This is a genomic window from Ligilactobacillus ruminis ATCC 27782 (genome assembly GCF_000224985.1).
GTDB lineage: Bacteria > Bacillota > Bacilli > Lactobacillales > Lactobacillaceae > Ligilactobacillus > Ligilactobacillus ruminis.
In genome coordinates this window covers 1,127,738-1,146,640 of sequence record NC_015975.1, presented here as the reverse complement: position 1 = coordinate 1,146,640, position 18,903 = coordinate 1,127,738, and the positions used below count along the sequence as shown (strand labels likewise).

The 18,903-nt window shown below is 42.3% G+C and carries 19 protein-coding genes and 1 other annotated feature; all 19 genes read left to right on the top strand.

The genetic code is table 11. The features are described 5' to 3' along the window. Positions 1-41: 41 nt before the first annotated feature. The 19 genes from ytpR to yqeH all read left to right on the top strand — a co-directional run bounded on the left by ytpR (position 42) and on the right by yqeH (position 18,900). The gene (gene ytpR / locus LRC_RS05755; RefSeq protein ID WP_014073557.1) at positions 42-689 is read left to right on the top strand and encodes a YtpR family tRNA-binding protein; all 648 of its coding nucleotides are present in this window, start codon (positions 42-44) and stop codon (positions 687-689) included. Between the two features lie 79 nt (positions 690-768). Continuing rightward, positions 769-2,910, top strand: coding sequence for a DNA translocase FtsK (locus LRC_RS05750; protein WP_041819993.1), 2,142 nt, complete (start codon positions 769-771; stop codon positions 2,908-2,910). 77 nt (positions 2,911-2,987) lie between these two features. Then, positions 2,988-4,319: a UDP-N-acetylmuramate--L-alanine ligase gene (gene murC, locus LRC_RS05745; RefSeq protein WP_014073555.1), complete on the top strand. Its 1,332-nt coding sequence runs from the start codon at positions 2,988-2,990 to the stop codon at positions 4,317-4,319. 18 nt (positions 4,320-4,337) lie between these two features. Then, positions 4,338-4,622, top strand: a complete 285-nt coding sequence (locus LRC_RS05740) for an AraC family ligand binding domain-containing protein (protein ID WP_014073554.1) — start codon at positions 4,338-4,340, stop codon at positions 4,620-4,622. A gap of 128 nt (positions 4,623-4,750) precedes the next feature. After that, a complete protein-coding gene (locus tag LRC_RS05735) occupies positions 4,751-5,242 on the top strand; it encodes a MaoC/PaaZ C-terminal domain-containing protein (protein ID WP_014073553.1) in 492 nt (163 codons plus the stop codon). After that, positions 5,235-5,942: a Bax inhibitor-1/YccA family protein gene (locus tag LRC_RS05730; protein ID WP_014073552.1), complete on the top strand. Its 708-nt coding sequence runs from the start codon at positions 5,235-5,237 to the stop codon at positions 5,940-5,942. The genes LRC_RS05735 and LRC_RS05730 overlap by 8 nt, the downstream gene beginning before the upstream one ends. A gap of 83 nt (positions 5,943-6,025) precedes the next feature. Further along, positions 6,026-6,319 (top strand): polysaccharide deacetylase family protein, encoded by a 294-nt coding sequence (locus LRC_RS05725; RefSeq protein WP_241531262.1) that lies wholly within the window; start codon positions 6,026-6,028, stop codon positions 6,317-6,319. Between the two features lie 35 nt (positions 6,320-6,354). Continuing rightward, entirely contained in the window at positions 6,355-9,012 is a 2,658-nt protein-coding gene (gene polA, locus LRC_RS05720) for a DNA polymerase I (RefSeq protein WP_014073551.1), read from the top strand. Between the two features lie 9 nt (positions 9,013-9,021). Continuing rightward, on the top strand, positions 9,022-9,852 hold the full coding sequence (mutM, locus tag LRC_RS05715; RefSeq protein ID WP_014073550.1) for a DNA-formamidopyrimidine glycosylase: 831 nt from the start codon (positions 9,022-9,024) through the stop codon (positions 9,850-9,852). Then, on the top strand, positions 9,849-10,439 hold the full coding sequence (gene coaE / locus LRC_RS05710; RefSeq protein WP_014073549.1) for a dephospho-CoA kinase: 591 nt from the start codon (positions 9,849-9,851) through the stop codon (positions 10,437-10,439). The genes mutM and coaE overlap by 4 nt, the downstream gene beginning before the upstream one ends. Before the next feature lie 157 nt (positions 10,440-10,596). Continuing rightward, a complete protein-coding gene (nrdR, locus tag LRC_RS05705) occupies positions 10,597-11,082 on the top strand; it encodes a transcriptional regulator NrdR (protein ID WP_003693768.1) in 486 nt (161 codons plus the stop codon). A gap of 15 nt (positions 11,083-11,097) precedes the next feature. After that, positions 11,098-12,465, top strand: a complete 1,368-nt coding sequence (locus LRC_RS05700) for a replication initiation and membrane attachment family protein (protein ID WP_014073548.1) — start codon at positions 11,098-11,100, stop codon at positions 12,463-12,465. Positions 12,466-12,470: 5 nt separating this feature from the next. Next, positions 12,471-13,412: a primosomal protein DnaI gene (gene dnaI, locus LRC_RS05695; protein ID WP_014073547.1), complete on the top strand. Its 942-nt coding sequence runs from the start codon at positions 12,471-12,473 to the stop codon at positions 13,410-13,412. A gap of 330 nt (positions 13,413-13,742) precedes the next feature. After that, complete coding sequence (gene thrS / locus LRC_RS05690; protein ID WP_014073546.1) at positions 13,743-15,677, top strand: threonine--tRNA ligase; 1,935 nt, start codon at positions 13,743-13,745, stop codon at positions 15,675-15,677. 56 nt (positions 15,678-15,733) lie between these two features. Continuing rightward, positions 15,734-15,873, top strand: a sequence feature (ribosomal protein L20 leader region). 46 nt (positions 15,874-15,919) lie between these two features. After that, positions 15,920-16,420 (top strand): translation initiation factor IF-3, encoded by a 501-nt coding sequence (infC, locus tag LRC_RS05685; RefSeq protein ID WP_003693776.1) that lies wholly within the window; start codon positions 15,920-15,922, stop codon positions 16,418-16,420. Between the two features lie 30 nt (positions 16,421-16,450). Beyond that, on the top strand, positions 16,451-16,654 hold the full coding sequence (gene rpmI, locus LRC_RS05680; protein ID WP_003693779.1) for a 50S ribosomal protein L35: 204 nt from the start codon (positions 16,451-16,453) through the stop codon (positions 16,652-16,654). A 102-nt stretch (positions 16,655-16,756) separates the two neighbouring features. Continuing rightward, positions 16,757-17,116, top strand: a complete 360-nt coding sequence (gene rplT / locus LRC_RS05675; protein ID WP_014073545.1) for a 50S ribosomal protein L20 — start codon at positions 16,757-16,759, stop codon at positions 17,114-17,116. A gap of 139 nt (positions 17,117-17,255) precedes the next feature. Beyond that, on the top strand, positions 17,256-17,789 hold the full coding sequence (locus tag LRC_RS05670; RefSeq protein WP_014073544.1) for a YqeG family HAD IIIA-type phosphatase: 534 nt from the start codon (positions 17,256-17,258) through the stop codon (positions 17,787-17,789). Beyond that, positions 17,782-18,900: a ribosome biogenesis GTPase YqeH gene (gene yqeH, locus LRC_RS05665; protein ID WP_003698076.1), complete on the top strand. Its 1,119-nt coding sequence runs from the start codon at positions 17,782-17,784 to the stop codon at positions 18,898-18,900. Before LRC_RS05670 ends, yqeH begins: the two co-directional genes overlap by 8 nt. The last annotated feature ends 3 nt before the right edge of the window (positions 18,901-18,903 follow it).

Below are 18,903 nucleotides of genomic sequence, written 5' to 3'. Positions count from 1 at the left end.
TGGGGTTTTCCCAAATAATTTGAGAAGGAAGTATCATATCAATGTTGATTGCAAGTTACAATAAAGAGCAGTTGGGGGACGTTTTGCTGACGGTCGTTGCTCCCGATGCTGCAACCCAATCTTGTGAAAAGAAGGGTGACATTGTCAGGATTTTTGATGTTGAATCGGGCCAAACGACAGGCTACAATTTTTTCAATGCTTCTAAGATCATTAGCGGTCTTGAAACTAAAAAAGGTCAAATCTTTTTGGATAATGGTCAAGTTGATGCATTGAATGAAGCATTGAAGGAGAATGGTTTTTCATCAGAACTTGTTGTTGATGCAAAGCCAAAGTTTGTTGTCGGATATGTCGAAAAATCAGAGGAACATCCTGATTCCGACCATCTTCACGTAACAAGCATCAAGGTTGATGATGGCCATTTGCAGATTGTTTGCGGTGCTCCGAATATTGAGCAAGGACAAAACGTTGTTATTGCCAAAGTTGGGGCAATGATGCCGGACGGTACGCTGATTTTCCCGGGAAAATTACGCGGAATCGACAGCTTTGGCATGGTTTGTTCTGCGCGTGAGCTTCAATTGCCAAATGCACCACAAAAGCGTGGAATTCTGGTTTTGAATGCTGATGATTATCCGGTCGGGTCAGCCTTTGATTTTGACAAGGCCGCGCATTTATTCCAAACGGAAGCATAATTTTATGTTAAAATTGAGGGGTCGGGAAGTTTCTCGAGCCCTTTTTTATGGGCAAATCAATTCAGTTAGGGTGGAATTCATGAAGTATTATGATGGACCGGCATTTTATCGCAAAAATGATTTGGTCAAGCCAGAAGACAAATTAAAAAAGCATTCAAATAGGGAATCGGGAAATGCTTCACATTCGCGTTATTTTCATCCGACGTATATTCCAAAAGTAATCGGTCAAAAAATAATCACGACGGAACCTGATTATTGCCGTTTGGCAACTGAATTGCTCAAAAGTCCAAGCAACTATCTGCTGTTTGACGATGACGAAAAAGATGCCATTGATTTGACTAACGGATTAGAGAATAATTTTAAAGAAGAAACTTCGGAAGAAACATCCAGTGAGCAAGCCGATATGATTAAAAAAGAACTTGTTTCGGATGACGGTGTCGCATCGTTTGAAAAAGACGAAACGTTTTTTTCAAACGATGAAACAGAAAAATCATCTCATCTTAAGGTTGAAACTTTTTATCCAAAGAAAAATTTTGATGATAATCAGGAAAATGCGCCAAAAGAAAACAACGAAACGTCTCCGGTCGAAAAAGACGTAAGAATTTCAGAGTTTGTCAAAAACAAAAAAGATCCGAAACCTTTCTGCAAAAATGACGGCACAACTGGAGAAACAGCGGTAATCGAAGCGGCTAATGAAAACGAAGATGCATCAGAAACTGCTGCAATCGATAAAGACTCGTTAGAAAAAAGCATTGTAAACGTGTCGAACCAAAAGAAACAGTCAACTGAAAAAATGACGGAAGAAATCGGTTATCAATTGCCACCGCTTTCGCTTTTGCCGGAACCGATTGAAGAAAACGATCCTCAAAGCGACGAATGGGTTTTGAATCAAGCAGAAACGCTGAACGAAACTCTGAAGGCTTTTAAGGTCGAAGCGTCTGTTTCAAACTGGACGGTTGGACCGACGGTGACGCAGTTTGAACTGAGCTTGGGACGAGGAGTCAAGGTCAATAAGATTACCAATCTCAATGATGATTTAAAATTGGCGTTGGCGGCAAAAGACATTCGAATCGAGGCACCGATACCGGGAAGAAGCACCGTTGGAATCGAAATTCCAAACAAAAAGTCAAGACCTGTTTTATTGTCTGAAGTTTTAGGGTCTGACGAATTTCAAACTGCCGAGTCTCCTTTGACAACCGCGCTTGGAGTTGATTTGTTCGGGCGTGCTTGCGTAACCGATATTCAAAAGATGCCGCACGGATTGATTGCCGGAGCAACCGGTTCCGGTAAATCGGTCTTTATCAACAGCATGCTGATGTCGATTCTTTACAAGGCAAAGCCTTCAGAAGTCAAGCTTTTGCTGATTGATCCCAAGGCTGTTGAGATGGCACCGTACCAAGGCTTGCCGCATCTTCTTTCGCCGGTTGTTTCCGATCCTCAGGCTGCAACTGAGGCTTTGAAGTGGGTTGTCGAGGAGATGGAAGAAAGATATCAAAAACTTGCCGCCCTTGGCGCAAGAAATCTTGAGAGTTATAACAGTAAGCTCGAAGAAAAAGGACATTATGCCGGCAAGTTGCCGTATATTGTAATCGTGATTGACGAATTGGCAGATTTGATGATGGCTTCATCTTCTGAAGTTCAGGAGTACATTGCACGAATTACGCAAAAAGCACGTGCTGCCGGAATTCACTTGATCGTTGCGACGCAGCGACCAAGCGTTGATGTCGTGACCGGTCTGATTAAAAACAATATCCCGACAAGAATCGCATTTATGGTTTCAAGTTCAACCGATTCCAGAACAATTCTCGACTGTTCCGGAGCAGAGCGATTGCTTGGGCGTGGTGACATGCTATATTTGGGCAACGGATCAAGTCAGCCGCTTCGCTTGCAAGGAACTTATATTGAAGACGAAATTGATGATGTCTGTGATTTTATCAGAAAGCAAGCCAAGCCGCATTATGCATTCAATCCTGAAACTTTGAAGAAAAAAGCCATTGTGGCGGAAAACCAGGATGAATTGATGCCGCGTGTCTTGGATTACATCGTGAATGAAGAAACGATTTCTACTTCGAAGCTTCAGCGAATTTTTTCAATTGGATACAACCGTGCCGCATCGATTATTGATGATCTTGAGAGCAAGGGGTATATTTCGCAGGCAAGGGGTGCAAAGCCCAGAATCGTACATTTGACGCAGGAAGCACTTAACAATATGCGCTTTTAGATAAATTGGCTTTTATTTATGCGCATCATTATGGTAAACTTAACGTGATTGTTGATTATGAAAAGAGGACGTTTGACATGGATATGAATACCACATATTTCTTTGTAGGTATCAAAGGCACGGGCATGAGTGCCCTGGCATTGATTTTGAATGACAAGGGCTGCAATGTTCTTGGATCTGATATTGAAAAATATACGTTTACCCAACGTGGGCTAGAACAAGCCGGAATTAAAATTCTGCCTTTTGATAAGGATAATATTCAGGCGAATATGACGATTGTTGCCGGGAATGCATTTTCTGACGATCACGAAGAAATTGCCAAGGCAAAAGAAATGGGACTTAAAGTTTTGACATATCCGGAAGTAGTCGAAATGCTGGTTGAAGAAACGACAAGCATCGGTGTTGCTGGAGCTCACGGAAAGACGAGCACCACGGGTTTGCTTTCTCACGTGCTTAGCGGAGTTTCTCCGACAAGCTACTTGATTGGTGACGGTACCGGTAAAGGGGTGCCAGATGCGCGCTTTTTTGTATTTGAAGCAGATGAATACCGGCGCCATTTTGCAGGATATCATCCTGATTACACGATTATGACGAACATCGATTTTGATCATCCTGATTATTTTACTGGGATTGAAGATGTCTGTGATGCTTTCCAAGAACTTGCCAATCACACCAAGAAGGCATTGTTTGTCTGGGGGGAAGACAAACACTTGCAAAATATCAAAGTCGATATTCCGGTCTATAGTTATGGAACGGAAGAAAACGATGACGTGCGTGCCGAAAACATCAAGCGCACGACCAAGGGATCAAGTTTTGACGTTTATTTACATGACGAATTTTTAGGAACGTTTGACATCCCGTTGTTTGGCAAGCATAACGTTTTGAACTCTCTTGCCGTAATTGCGGTTTCTCATCTTGAAAAGATTGATGCTGAAGAAGTCAAACGCGAACTTTTGACATTTAAAGGCGTAAAGCGTCGTTTTTCCGAAAAGAAAGTCGCTGACATGGTCATCATTGATGATTATGCACACCATCCGTCAGAAATTGCTGCAACGATTGATGCGGCAAGACAACAATATCCGAAGAAGAAAATCATCGCGGTTTTCCAACCTCACACCTTTAGCCGCACCGTTGCGTTGATGGATGACTTTGCCAAGAGTTTGGATCTTGCTGATAAGGTGTATCTGACTGAAATTTTCAGTTCGATTCGTGAACAAAACGGTGAAGTTTCTGCTAAGGATCTTGGTGAAAAGATCAGCAAGGGCGGAGAAGTTCTCAGTTTGGACAATATGTCGCCGCTGCTTGATTTTCACGATGATGTCGTCATCTTTATGGGTGCCGGAGACATTCCGAAGTATGAGCATGCATATGAGGAACTTTTGTCCAATCTCAGTTTAAAGAACAATTGATTCAGGAGGTTTCATTGCATGAAACGGTATGATAGTATCGGCAAAATTGGTCACATTTTTGAAACTGATCAACAAGTCGTAACTGATTTGGTGATTCCGTCCGGAAAAGAGATTCCGGAGCATCATGTTGACTATACTGTCGTAGTCGTTCCAATCAAGGGAAAGGTTATCTTTTCCGGTCATGATTTTGAAACGGAACTTGCGCCTGGCAGTTTCGTGCGCATGCTTCCGAATGAGTCTCATAGTTTGAAGGCAATTGAAGACAGCGAACTTTTTGTGATCAAGTCAAAATTGGAGAAATGACGTGAATTTTTAAAGTCGAGGAGAACCTCGGCTTTTTTTAAATAATTTTAAATTTTTGTGGTATGATTGAGAAGATTAAATGATTGTGATAATATGTACTTGAAGTTGAAAGTAGGAGAGTGAGTTGTATGCAAGATGATGCGCATAGGCGTGGAAAATCAATCGATGAAATTAAAGAAGGAGATTCTTTAACCGTCACGGAATGTATTTCAGAGCGTGAATTACTGATTTATCTTGGACTTACAAATGATTCCAATCCGTTATACGTTCAAACTGCGTTTGCACAGTCAATGGGATACAAAGCACCCGTTGTGCCCCCGGTCATGTTGTCAGGAATTTTGACCAGTTCGATTTCGAAGCTTCTTCCTGGTCCGGGAAGCGAAATTGTAAATGTAGCGACAAATTTCATTGAACCGGTTTATCATGAAGAAACGATTACGTTTACCTTTGAAGTCATCAAAGTTGATTTGATGAAAGAGGTAATCATGATTTCGGTTGAAGGAACAAACGAAAACGGCAATCGTATTCTTGATTCAGTGATCATGGTTCGTCCCCCGCGTCGTTTCAATCATCAGCAACTCGAAAATAATTTGGAAAAAGAGGTTGAAAAAAATGAATAACGATCCTAATTTATATGAAGGGCAAAAATTAGTCAAAGACGCAAACGGTTTCTTTATGAAAATGTATGGTTACATGGCTGCTGCCGTAGGTATTTCTGCCGTAACGGCATTCATGGCCGCCAACGTTCCGTCGGTTGTTAGTTTATTGTCCAACGGACTCGTGATGAGCATTTTGTTTATCGTGCAATTGGTGCTTGTCTTCAGAATGTCTTCGCTTAAAGCCATTCGGACTTCAGGCAAGGCTTTGTCTTCATTGGTTTTTTATTCGATGATTGAAGGTCTGTTTTTAAGCGGTCTGCTTTATAAATACACGGCAATGGACATTACGCGTGCATTCATTGCTGCAGCAGTTCTGTTTGTTGTTTTGGCCGTCATGGGAACAAGCACCAAAAAAGATCTTTCTGGAATCGGACGACAGGCATTGGCTGCTTTGATTGCCTTGATTATCGTCAGCATCGTTAATTTGTTCTTGCACAGCACGATGATTCAGTATGTCTTTTCGTTTATCGGAATCGTTGTTTTCTCAGCCTTGACGGCTTATGATTCGCAGACTTACAAGGTGATGTACTATCAATATGGATCGCAAGTCAATACTGATTCTTTGGCTGCAGTCGGTGCTTTGAACCTTTACCTTGATTTTCTCAATATTTTCTTGTATCTGTTGCAAATTTTTGGCATCGATTCAAGCGACAATAATTAAAAAGCAAACGAATTCCCGTTGTTACGGGAATTTTTTATATGTCAAAAAGCAGCAGAACGTCTTATGAGCAGCGGTTCCGGGAAATGAACGATTCAAAGTCTTGGCTTGATCAAAAGCTTGGTCAAAAAACGAAGTATCTGTGCTATCCGGTCGGAAGATGCAATAATCAAACGGCGATTGCTGCGCAAAAGTCAGTATATGCCCGGGCAACGACGACGCGGCCTGGATCGGCAAATACCGGTGAAGGAACATACGGTTTGAAGAGAGTCAGGATCGTTTCAAATATCAGCGACAGCGGCTTTGTTCAGTTGATATCGACAGGATGCTGGAAACATGCGGTCGCTCTTTTTGGAGTTGATTGCATTTTTTTGCTATAATCTGAGTTGGAATCTAAATTGAAAGGGTGCAGACAATGACAGAAAAACAAAAACTACTCCTGATTGACGGCAATAGTATTACGTTTAGGGGTTTTTATGCATTGTTTATGCAAACGGAACGTTTCGTTAACCATGACGGTCTTCATACGAGCGCGGTTTTTTCATTTAAAAGAATGCTCGACAAAATTTTGGATGACGTAAATCCTGATAAAATCCTGGTTGCGTTTGATGCTGGCAAGAAGACTTTTCGGACTGAAAAATACAGTGATTACAAGGCCGGCAGAAAAAAGACGCCAGAAGAATTGTCGGAACAGTTTCCTTATGTCAAGAAGCTTCTTGACTGCTACGGAATCAAACATTATGAATTGAAAAATTACGAAGCAGACGACATAATCGGAACGATGTCAAAGGAAGCCGAGAAACATGGTTATGAAACAACGATCGTGACCGGCGATCGAGATTTGACGCAGCTTGTGACGAATCAAACGACGGTTGCTTTGACTGTTAAAGGCGTTACGGAAATAGAATATTACACGCCAAACCATTTGAGTGAAAAGCTTGGCATCTCGCCCTCTCAAATTACCGATCTCAAAGGACTTGCGGGTGATACTTCGGATAATTACCCCGGGGTGTCCAAAGTTGGCGAAAAGACGGCACTAAAGCTTTTGAATCAGTACGGAACGATTGAAAATCTTTATGAACATATTGATGAATTCAAAAAATCAAAGATGAAGGAACATTTGATCGAAGACAAAGAGATTGCGCTGACGTGCAAAAATCTGGCAACGATCAGGCGTGATGCTCCGCTTGAAATCGGGTTGGCCGATATCGATTTTGCAGGCAAAGACATTGAAAAATTGCGAGAGTTTTATCAAAGCATGGATTTTCATAAATTTTTGAGCGAACTGAATGATAAAAAATCCGAAGAAGTCTCAAATGAAGAAGAACTTCCTTCGATAGTCGAATTGACTTTTGAAAACATTGATGGTCAGCGGCTAAACGCTGATAATGCTAGTTTTTATCTTGAACTTGCCGATGAAAACTATCATACCTCTCCTTTTTGGGGATTTGCGCTTTTGACCGATGGTCAGTGCTATGTTTCAAAAGACGTTTCCTTGTTAAAAAGAGAACCTTTAAGAGAATTTCTTGAAAATAAAAATAAGACTCTTGACGTGTTTGACGGAAAGAAAACTTATGTCTCGCTCAAACGTTTGGGAATTGAAGCAGAATCAATCGATTTTGACCTGTTATTGGTATCTTATCTTTTGAATAATACCGACAACAGCAACGATTTGGGGCAGCTTTGCCAAAAACAAGGCTATTTTGGCGTAAAAAGCGATGATGAAGTTTATGGAAAAGGTGCTAAAAAGGAAATTTGCGCTGATGAGACGTTTTTTGAGCATTTGAGAAGCAAAGTTTTTGCGATTGCCTTTTTGAAACAAAAATTAATGCAAAAATTAAAAGATAATTCTCAAGATCATTTATATTTTGAAATCGAACGCCCGCTTTCAATCGTGCTCGCTAAGATGGAAATTGCCGGAATCAAAGCCGACAAAGAGACGCTTGAAACGATGGGAAGTCGTTTCAAAGAAAAGATAAGCGATCTTGAATCATTGATTTATCAAGAAGCCGGAGAAACATTCAACATCAATTCACCTAAGCAATTGGGAATGATTTTGTTTGACAAACTAGGGCTTCCAGGTGCCAAGAAGACAAAGACCGGCTATTCAACGGCAGTCGGTGTCTTGGAAAAACTCAGAGGAAACGATATCGTTGATAACGTGCTTTTATATCGTCAATTTGCCAAGCTCAAGTCGACTTACATTGACGGACTCATCAAAGTGATGGATCAAGATGAGAAGGTGCACACGCGCTACACGCAAACGTTGACGACAACGGGAAGGTTGTCTTCGGTTGAACCCAACCTTCAAAACATCCCCGTTCGCTTGGAAGAAGGAAGAAAAATCAGGCAGGCTTTCATTCCGAGTCACCAAGGATGGGAAATTTTTTCATCAGATTATTCGCAAATTGAGTTGAGGGTCTTGGCACATATTTCAAAAGACGAGAATATGCAAAAAGCATTTAAAGACGATTTTGATATTCATGCCAATACGGCGATGAAAATTTTTGGATTGAGCAGTCCTGACGAGGTAACGCCGAATATGCGTCGTCAGGCTAAAGCCGTCAATTTTGGAATCGTCTACGGAATCAGTGACTTTGGACTTGCACAAAGCATCGGATGCAGAAGAGATCAGGCTAAAACGTTTATGGAAACGTATTTTGAATCTTTTCCCGGCGTTAAAAGATATATGACGGAGATTGTGGAGCTTGCAAGAAATCAAGGATACGTTGAAACGCTTTTCAAACGTCGCCGCTATCTTGAAGGGATTCGTTCAAAAAATTTTAATCAGCGTTCGTTTGCTGAAAGGACGGCTATGAATACTCCGATTCAGGGAAGTGCTGCTGATATTATCAAGGTTGCGATGATTAAGATGCAGGAGACGCTTGAAAAAGAAGAACTTAAAGCCAGAATGCTTTTACAGGTTCATGACGAACTGATTTTTGAAGCGCCTGAAGAAGAAATTCCCGTGCTTGAAAAACTTGTTCCGAGCGTGATGGATTCTGCAGTTAAGTTGGATGTTCCGCTTAAAGTTGAAAGCGGACATGGCAAAACATGGTTTGATACGAAATGAGGTAGAATTATGCCTGAATTACCGGAAGTTGAAACGGTCAGACGTGGCCTTAACAGACTGATCAAGGGCAAAACGATTAAGGACGTCAATGTTTTATATGACAAGATAATCGTGGGTTCCAAGGATGAATTTTGCAAAAAACTCAGCGGGAAAAAATTGCTTGATGTCGATCGACGCGGAAAATATCTGTTATTTCGCTTTTCAGGCGAATTGACGATGGTTTCTCACTTGAGAATGGAAGGAAAATACTTTGTCAGGCGAAAAGGAGAGCCGGTTGAAAAGCACACGCACGTGATCTTTTATTTGATGGACGGAAGCGAGCTTCATTATAACGACGTTCGCAAATTTGGGAGGATGGAACTGTTTAAGACAGGTGAAGAAACCACTCTTTCCGGGATTTCTAAGCTTGGTCCCGAACCGACCGAGAAAAATTTTGATTCTCAAAAATTCTATGAAGGACTTCAAAAAAAGAAAAAGCCGATTAAGACGGCTCTGCTTGATCAAACGCTTGTTGCAGGGGTCGGGAATATTTATGCTGATGAGGTGCTTTATATGGCAAAGATTCATCCTTTGACGCCTTGCAATGAGCTCAGCAGAAAGCAGGCCGATTGTTTGAGAAATTCAATCATCGATGAGCTTGAAAAAGCGATCGAGAAAGGCGGGACGACGATCAGGAGCTATGCCAACGCCTTCCTTGAGGAAGGATCATTTCAGTTCTTTTTGCAAGTCTATGGAAAGACTGGTGAAAAGTGTGGACGATGCGGTACTCCGATTGAAAAAATAGTCGTCGGACAGCGCGGTACGCATTATTGCCCGAATTGTCAGGTGATGAAAAAATGAGCAAGATATTGGGCCTGACAGGCGGGATTGCTTGCGGAAAATCAACGATCAGCGCCTATTTGAAAGAGTTTGGTCTTCCCGTGATCGATGCTGATGAGTGTTCAAGAGCCGTTGTTGAAAAAGGCTCAATCGGACTTGAAAAATTAACGGAAATATTTGGCAACAAAATTTTAAAAAACGACGGAACGCTTAATCGAAAAGCTCTTGGTCAGATCGTTTTTTCAAACAGCGAACAGCTTTCATTGCTAAACTCTGTTATGGAACCTCTGATCAGAGAGGAAATTTCTCGAAGGCTGAATCAAGAAAATAATGCCGATCTCGTTGTTTTGGATGCTCCGTTGTTGATTGAGCAGCATTACGATAAAATTTGCAATTTTATAATGACGATTGATGTTCCGAAAAAAATTCAGCTGGAACGTTTGATTGAACGAGACAAACTTTCTGAAGATGAGGCAAAAAGTCGAATCGAGAGCCAATTGAGCTCACGGGAAAGAAACGGTTTTGCAGACGTAGTGATTGATAGTTCAGGAACGGTTGAACAGACCCGCAAACAAGTGATAAAATGGCTAAAGACGATAAATGTTTAGATAAACGGATATGTGGGGTATAAAGAAGACAATCCGAAAATGCTTGCAAACTGAACTGCAAGCAACTAAAAAAGAAGAAAGGAGAGGCGGGGCGACTTTTTAAGTTGCGGATTATCCTTCCAACGGTCAAAGACGTTGGTATCCCGCCCTTAAACTAATGAAATGTCCACATTGCCATAAGAACGGCTCGCGAGTAGTCGACAGTCGTCCTGCTGATGACGGTCATGCCATCAGACGACGTCGCGAGTGTGAAAATTGCGGTTATCGCTTTACGACTTTTGAAAGAATTGAAGCAGCTCCGTTGCTTGTCGTAAAGAAAAACGGACTTCGCGAAGAATTCAATCGCGAAAAAATCATGCGCGGAGTGATGCGTGCTGCAGAAAAGCGACCGGTACCGATGGATGATATTCAAAATTTGGTTGATCAGGTCGAAAGCAAAGTTCGGGCAGCGGGAAGCAACGAGGTTTCCAGCCAACTGATCGGTGGCTACGTAATGGATCTTTTGGCCAAGGTTGACGATGTTGCCTACATTCGTTTTGCCAGCGTGTACCGCGAATTTAAAGACATGGGTGCCTTCGTGAACGAGCTTCAGGAGTTGATGGCTCGCGAAGATCAGGAAAAAGGTTCGGATGCCAAAAAGTAAAAGGGATGTGAGTCGATGGAAAATGGGTTGAATATTCTTTCGCCGAAAGACAGATGCGTAATTTGTTCTGAGGAAAGAAAGAGTTTGCTGTCTTCCGAAACGGTGATCTTTCTGTATCAGCCGATTATGGGTGCAGATGCAGCAGCAGTTCACGCTGTTTTGGCATCTTCAGCGACAACCGTTCCGAGAAAAAGCGGACATCTGCCTGAAATCGGTGATATCCTAAAAACCTTGGATATGGAAATTCCGCGGTTTTATGAGGCTTGCTGCAAATTGGAAGCACTTGGATTGCTGCGGACTTTTGTGCACGATGTCTCCAATGAACGCAGAATGATCTATCAGTTGCTTTTGCCGCTTAGCGGGCAGGAATTTTTTAAGCAGACCGTTTTAGATACGTTGTTGCTGTTAAGCGTCGGAAGAAGACGCCATGCCCAGCTCAAGCAGTTGTTTGCACCAAATGTCTTTGCCTATTCCGAAAATTCAAAGGAAATTACCAAGACCTTAGCTGATGTGTTTGACGTCAGAAAAGAAAATATTCAAAATTTGCAGATCAATCGCGTCAAGAACGAATCTCTTTTGGAGAAAAGCGAACTGAACTTTGATCTAAAATACTTCAAACAGCTATTGAAACATTCTTTTGTTGAAGAAAAGGAAGTAATGGAGCATTTGGATGAGGTGAAGACGATGGTTTTACTGTATGGTCTGGATGAACTTCAGCTTGTCAAGCAGCTTGAAAAAAGCTTCAACGTTGCAAACAACAGGGTCGACTTTTCTTTATTCAAGCGGTATGTCAACGAAGAATTTGAATCAGCTCTTGAAAAGCCTGCTCGCAATGAAAAAGAAATCAGCGCAGAATCAGCTAAAAGTACATCGAGGTTATCATCTGAAGATCGTCAGCTTGTCGAAGCTTGCAATTACTATGCCCCGCTTGAATTTCTGGAAGCGTTGAAGAACGAGCAGGGCGGTTATGCTTCTAATATCGAAAAATATGTTGTCGGAAACGTCGTTAAGGCCAATGTTTTGCCGGGTTCCGTCATAAATGTCATTTTGCACTATTTTTTGTGTGACGAAGACAATGATCAGCTTAGCGGAAAAGTCAGCACTCGGTTTGAAGAATTCTGCAACCAATTTGCTAAAAGAAAGATCAGCGATCCCGTAAGCGCAATGGACTATCTGAAAGGCGAAGTCGAAAAAAACAAGCAAAAGAAACAGCAAAGGCGGATAAGTGCCCGTAATGGTCAAACGAGAAAAAAAGTTCAAAAAGCAACATTGACCGATTGGGACGAACTTGCACAAAAACAGAATGCTGATTTGGACTACAAACATGATTTGGATGAGATTGAGAAGTTGCGGAATCAGATTAAAAATGCCAAAGGCAGGTGAACTTGATGGAAGACGTAGGTCAAAAGATGACGGAATTGATGGAAAAATACCACTGGGAAGAAAAAGTCAGGTCCGTTTACAAAGAAGTATTGAAATCCCCAGAAATTGTCGCATTTATCAAAGAGCATCATGATGAGCTGGATGCTGACGAAATCAGGAGGAGCATGTCAAAGTTTATCGAGTACTTGAATTTTAAAAAGGATCGTGATGCCGGAAAGAAAACGTTTATGCCAGGATACTGTCCAAAGTTAATCATGAGCTCCAAACACGTTCAAATCGTGTATTTGCCGACAAAAGAAAACCTGAAACAAAAGCAGCAGCGCAAAATCAAGCAACGCGTAAGGGCAATCAGCGTCCCGAGGTCGATCAAAAATGCAAGCTTGCAAGAATACGGAACAATGACGAAGGGAAGAGCGGCAGCTTTGAAACAGGCATTGATTTTTGTCAGATCTTATGCGGAAAATCCAAACGAATTTCACAAGGGACTATATCTTGAAGGAAAATTTGGCGTTGGAAAGACGTATCTTTTGGGAGCAATCGCAAACGATTTGGCAGAAAACGGCTTTTCAACAACAATCTTGCATGTCCCGACATTCATCTCTGATCTTAAGGCGCTTCTTGGCGATAAAACAACTGGCAGGACGGTTGCGGACGCCGTTAACGAAGTCAAAAATGCTCCAGTGCTGATGCTTGACGATATTGGCGCGGATTCTCTTTCCAATTGGTCGCGCGACGATATTTTAGGCGTCATTTTGCAGCATCGGATGCAAGAAGAGCTACCGACGTTTTTTTCATCAAATTTGTCAATGGAAGAACTCGAAAGCAGTTATTTGACGTTTAACAATCGGATGGAATCAGACCCTCTCAAGGCCAAGCGGATAATGGAGAGAATCAAATTTTTGGCGACTGAAATCATTGTTGACGGTCCGAATCTCAGAAATAATTGAGTATTTTTGAAAAAACACTTGAAAAAGGCGGAACTTAGTGTTTAAATAAGAGATACATTAGTGAAAGACAAACGGCAACCCATTCAGGGAGAGAGGTCACGACTGAAAGCCTCTCGTGCGGGCGAGCTTACCGCTTTCATGGAGAGCTTACTGCAAAGGTAAGACGGATCGCATCCGTTATCAGCGGTTTTTGAGGACATCTGGTTTTTGCAAAAGGATGTCGAAAATGGGTGGAACCGCGTCAATGACGTCCCTGGCATGACACAATTCATGTCGGGGACGTTTTTTTGTGCCTTTTCACATAAGCAAAAATTATCGGAGGTAATACTAATGGAACTTAAATTTCCAGATGGCACCGTTAAAGAATTTGAAGACGGTGCAACAGTTAAAGACGTCGCAGCTTCGATCAGCATGAGCCTTGCTAAAAAGGCTGTTTGCGGCAAGCTTGACGGTAAATTAGTTGACTTGAATCAAAAACTTTCAGACGGTTCAATTGAAATCGTAGCGAAGGATTCCGATGACGGAAGAATTGCTTTGTGGCATACTGCAGCAGTTGTTTTGGCAGCTGCCTTGCACGATCTTTATCCAAACATCAAATTTGGCGAAGGCGGAGTGACGGAACATGGTTTTTACTTCGATACTGATAAGGAAGATGGTCAGGTCGGCGAAGCAGATTTTGAAAAATTGACGAAGAAGATGGAAGAAATCGTCAAGGCAAAAGAAAAAATCGAATTTGTGGAGTACGATCTGGACGAAGCTTTGAAACTTGTCGAAAATGATGAATATCAAACTGAAATCGTCAAAGAAAATGCAGAAGATGGCAAGGTCTACGGACACAAGCTTTTGAATCATGTTGACTTTACTTCTCCTGTTTCACTTGAAGATGCTGGCAAGGTCAAGGTCTTTAAAGTTCTTTCAGTTGCCGGCGCATATTGGAAAGGCGCTTCATCAAATCCGATGCTGCAACGTATTTACGGTACGGCTTTCAGCAAACAAAAAGAACTTGATGAAGAATTGAAGCGTCAGCAGGAAGCGCATGAACGCGATCATCGCGTCATCGGCAACAATCTTGATCTCTTCTTCGTGGATCCAAAGGTCGGTGCAGGTCTTCCGTATTGGATGCCAAACGGTGCAACGATTCGTCGCACGATTGAACGCTACATTATTGACAAGGAAGTTTCATGGGGTTACGAACATGTTTATACTCCAATTCTTGCCAATGTTGATTTGTACAAACAATCCGGGCACTGGGATCATTATCGCGAAGACATGTTTCCTCCAATGGATATGGGTGACGGAGAACTGCTTGAGCTTCGTCCGATGAATTGCCCGTCGCACATTCAGATTTATAACCGTCATATTCGTTCTTATCGCGATCTTCCGTTGAGAATTGCCGAACTTGGCATGATGCACCGCTACGAAAAATCAGGAGCATTGACAGGCTTGTCGCGTGTTCGTGAAATGACTTTGAATGATGGTCATACTTTCGTGACACCGGATCAGATTGAAGCGGAATTCAAACGGACGCTTCAGCTTATGGTTGAAGTTTATCATGACTTCAATATCAATGATTATCGTTTCCGTCTCAGCTATCGCGATCCAAAAAATACTCACAAATACTATGATGATGATGAAATGTGGGAAAAATCTCAACGCATGCTGAAAGCTGCGATGGATGATCTTGGACTTGAATATTTCGAAGCAGAAGGCGAAGCTGCATTTTACGGTCCTAAGCTTGACGTTCAAACAAAGACTGCACTTGGCGGCGAAGAAACACTTTCGACGATTCAATTGGACTTCCTTCTTCCTGAACGCTTCGATCTCAAGTATGTCGGAGCCGATGGCGAGGAACATCGTCCGGTTATGATTCACCGCGGTATCGTTTCAACGATGGAGCGCTTCACGGCTTACCTGACCGAAATGTACAAAGGTGCTTTCCCAACATGGCTTGCCCCAAAGCAGGTCGAGGTCATTCCTGTCAATTTGAATCTCCACACGGATTATGCAAGAAAACTTGCAAGTGCTCTTGCTGCTCGCCAAATTCGCGTTTCCGTCGATGATCGAAACGAAAAGATGGGTTACAAGATTCGCCAGGCACAAGTCAACAAGGTTCCTTATACTCTCGTTGTCGGTGATAATGAAAAAGAGCAGGGAACAGTCACGGTTCGTCGTTATGGTCAAGAAAAGACCGAAACAATGGCATTTGATGATTTTAAGAAGATTTTGGATCACGATCTTGAAACATATAGCCGCAATGAAGATTAAAAAATCGTTTAAACAGTTGACAATCTTAAATAGGACTGTTAAGATATAAAAGTTGAGAAAAAAAGCAGAGGCTCCCGCTTCTCGCCTGAGGGACACAGGTTCCTGGGCAGAAATAAGAAATTAATTTCCGATTGAACGGATTTTTTACGGGTGCTTTGCGTTTGGTTTATGCGAGCACCCGTTTTTTTTCTGCATTTTCTCTGAAATTTTTTTGGAGGTGAAACGCCATAGCAGTTGATAAAATGGTAAACGAAGGCATTCGCGCACGTGAATTGCGCTTGATTGCTGATGACGGCGCTCAGCTTGGAGTTAAGTCTAAGCAAGAGGCGTTGCAGATGGCAGAACAAGCCAATTTGGATCTTGTTTTGGTTGCACCGAAAGCGAAACCACCTGTTGCCAAAATCATGGATTATGGGAAGTATCGTTTTGAGTTGCAGAAGAAACAGCGTGAAGCTCGTAAAAAGCAAAAAGTGATCAACGTTAAAGAAGTTCGCTTGAGCCCAACGATCGACACGAATGACTTCAACACTAAGATGAAGAATGCACGCAAGTTCCTTTCAAAAGGGGACAAAGTGAAAGTCTCCATCCGTTTTAAGGGTCGTGCGATTACTCATAAAGAGATCGGCCGCGAAGTTCTTGATCGATTCGCTGAAGAAACATCCGATGTTGCTACAGTTGAATCCAAGCCAAAAATGGATGGTCGCAGCATGTTCTTAATGCTTGCACCAAAAGCCGAAAACTAGGCTTAAATCACATAGGAGGAATATGGTATTATGGCAGCAAAACAAAAAACACACCGCGCATCAGCAAAGCGTTTCAAGCGTACGGGTAATGGTGGTTTGAAACGTAATCATGCTTACACATCACACCGTTTCCACGGCAAGACGGTTAAGCAACGTCGCCAATTGCGTAAAGCTACAATGGTATCCGGCTCTGATATGAAGCGTATCAAGCAGATGCTTTCACAAATGAAATAATCATTCATTTATTCAAGTTTTGAATGTCGCACCATTTTGGTCGGTGCGCATGCACGATTTTGTTTTTTACCCGAAGAGTCGGGATACTAAGGAGGAATTATCATGCCACGTGTTAAAGGTGGAACAGTTACGCGTCAACGTCGTAAGAAAGTCTTGAAATTAGCTAAAGGATATCGCGGTTCAAAGCATACTCAATTCAAGGTTGCTAAGCAACAAGTAATGAAGTCATACCAATACGCTTTCCGTGATCGTCGAAAGAACAAGTCCAACTTCCGCAAGTTGTGGATTGCTCGTATCAACGCTGCAGCTCGTATGAACGGCATCAGCTACAGCCAATTGATGCACGGCTTGAAACTGGCTAACATCGAAGTTAACCGCAAGATGTTGGCTGATCTTGCTATTACTGATGCAGCAGCATTTACGGCCGGTGTTGAAGAAGCAAAGAAGGCTTTGGCAAAATAATTAGCTAACCAAAAGGAGCTGGGAAGATTTTTTCTCCTGGCTCCTTTTTATTGCTGATTGGACTGATTCGGGTTTCTTGCGTAAACAGGCCCGATTAATCTATAATTGTAGTAGTAAGATTTCAGAAGGGAATTAGAGCATGTTTTCAAAATTTCAACCAACATGGCAAGTTGAGTCAATTTACGATCTACCTCCAGAGGAATTGAGAAAAAAAGGAATCAAGGTGGTGCTGACTGATCTTGATAACACCTTGATTGCCTGGAATAATCCAGATGGAACGCCCCAGCTTCGCGAATGGCTTCAGAAAATGGAAGAAGCAAAGATTCCTGTGGTAGTCGTTTCAAATAATAGTTTTAAAAGGGTGGAACGGGCGGTTCGTTCTTTAGGGTTGCCATTTGTTTCGCGTGCGATGAAACCTTTTGCACGTGGTCTCAAAATTGCGGTGAAGAGGTACGGACTGGAAAAACACGAGACTGTTCTCGTTGGCGACCAACTGATGACCGATGTGGCATCGGCAAATAATTTTGGAATTCGCTGCATTTTGGTGAAGCCCTTAGTGAAATCGGATGCATGGAATACTAAAATAAATCGTTTTTTGGAAAATATCGTTAAAAAGCGGTTGCTGAAAGAAAATAAACTAAGCACGACATGGAGGCATGATTTGAATGACTGAAAATTCAGACGAACTGTACTGTATCGGTTGCGGTGCAAAAATACAGACCGTTGATCCGCAAGAACCCGGATTTATGCCGCAGTCTGCCTTGGAAAAACGGACTGACGATGAAGATCTTTATTGCAAACGTTGCTTCAGATTAAGGCATTACAATGAAACGGCGGACGTTTCATTGACGGATGACGATTTTTTGGCGTTGCTTAATCAAATTGGCGAATCGGATGCATTGATCGTCAACGTTGTTGATATTTTTGATTTCAGCGGTTCGATTATTCCGGGACTTCATCGTTTTGTCGGCAATAATCCGATTTTGATGGTCGGAAACAAAGAAGATCTGTTGCCGCGCTCGCTCAAACGCTCAAAAATCAGGGACTGGCTGCGTCAGTCTGCAAATGCGCAAGGATTGCGACCGGTTGAAGTTTGCTTGACGAGTGCTTCAAAAGGTCATGAGATTGATCGTCTGATGGAATTGATCGACAAGTATCGCGAAGGAAGAGACGTTTATGTCGTTGGCGTCACAAATGTCGGAAAATCGACTTTGATCAATCAGATTATTAAGCATCAAACCGGCATCAGCGATTTGATTACGACATCGCGTTTTCCGGGAACGACGCTGGATCGAATTGAAATTCCGTTTGGCGATGGCCGTTTCTTGATTGATACTCCGGGAATCATCCATAAGGATCAAATGGCGCACTACCTTTCGCCTAAAGAACTCAGACTGGCTTCTCCTCAAAAGGAAATCAAGCCTAAAGTCTATCAGCTGAATGAAGGACAGACTCTGTTTTTAGGGGCATTGGCACGCTTTGATTACGTTTCCGGAGAAAAACAAGGCGTTGTCGTATATCTGGACAACAATTTGATGATTCACAGAACCAAGACCGAAAATGCCTCTGCATTTTATGAAAAGCATGCCGGAAAACTGTTGAATCCTCCTTCAGAAGAAGAGATGAAGACATTTCCGAAACTTGTCAGATTTGAGTTCAAGGTCACTGAAAAAAGCGATCTGGTTTTTGCAGGACTCGGATGGATTTCCGTCAAGGCCGGCAGCATCGTTGCCGGTTGGGCTCCTGAAGGCGTCAGCGTCGTTTTGAGAAAAGCAATGATTTAAGAG

Bases quoted from the DNA above. Each gene is read 5' to 3' on its own strand.
- ytpR (WP_014073557.1), top strand. From the start codon at position 42: ATGTTGATTGCAAGTTACAATAAAGAGCAGTTGGGGGACGTTTTGCTG.
- LRC_RS05750 (WP_041819993.1), top strand. From the start codon at position 769: ATGAAGTATTATGATGGACCGGCATTTTATCGCAAAAATGATTTGGTC.
- murC (WP_014073555.1), top strand. From the start codon at position 2,988: ATGGATATGAATACCACATATTTCTTTGTAGGTATCAAAGGCACGGGC.
- LRC_RS05740 (WP_014073554.1), top strand. From the start codon at position 4,338: ATGAAACGGTATGATAGTATCGGCAAAATTGGTCACATTTTTGAAACT.
- LRC_RS05735 (WP_014073553.1), top strand. From the start codon at position 4,751: ATGCAAGATGATGCGCATAGGCGTGGAAAATCAATCGATGAAATTAAA.
- LRC_RS05730 (WP_014073552.1), top strand. From the start codon at position 5,235: ATGAATAACGATCCTAATTTATATGAAGGGCAAAAATTAGTCAAAGAC.
- LRC_RS05725 (WP_241531262.1), top strand. From the start codon at position 6,026: ATGAACGATTCAAAGTCTTGGCTTGATCAAAAGCTTGGTCAAAAAACG.
- polA (WP_014073551.1), top strand. From the start codon at position 6,355: ATGACAGAAAAACAAAAACTACTCCTGATTGACGGCAATAGTATTACG.
- mutM (WP_014073550.1), top strand. From the start codon at position 9,022: ATGCCTGAATTACCGGAAGTTGAAACGGTCAGACGTGGCCTTAACAGA.
- coaE (WP_014073549.1), top strand. From the start codon at position 9,849: ATGAGCAAGATATTGGGCCTGACAGGCGGGATTGCTTGCGGAAAATCA.
- nrdR (WP_003693768.1), top strand. From the start codon at position 10,597: ATGAAATGTCCACATTGCCATAAGAACGGCTCGCGAGTAGTCGACAGT.
- LRC_RS05700 (WP_014073548.1), top strand. From the start codon at position 11,098: ATGGAAAATGGGTTGAATATTCTTTCGCCGAAAGACAGATGCGTAATT.
- dnaI (WP_014073547.1), top strand. From the start codon at position 12,471: ATGGAAGACGTAGGTCAAAAGATGACGGAATTGATGGAAAAATACCAC.
- thrS (WP_014073546.1), top strand. From the start codon at position 13,743: ATGGAACTTAAATTTCCAGATGGCACCGTTAAAGAATTTGAAGACGGT.
- infC (WP_003693776.1), top strand. From the start codon at position 15,920: ATGGTAAACGAAGGCATTCGCGCACGTGAATTGCGCTTGATTGCTGAT.
- rpmI (WP_003693779.1), top strand. From the start codon at position 16,451: ATGGCAGCAAAACAAAAAACACACCGCGCATCAGCAAAGCGTTTCAAG.
- rplT (WP_014073545.1), top strand. From the start codon at position 16,757: ATGCCACGTGTTAAAGGTGGAACAGTTACGCGTCAACGTCGTAAGAAA.
- LRC_RS05670 (WP_014073544.1), top strand. From the start codon at position 17,256: ATGTTTTCAAAATTTCAACCAACATGGCAAGTTGAGTCAATTTACGAT.
- yqeH (WP_003698076.1), top strand. From the start codon at position 17,782: ATGACTGAAAATTCAGACGAACTGTACTGTATCGGTTGCGGTGCAAAA.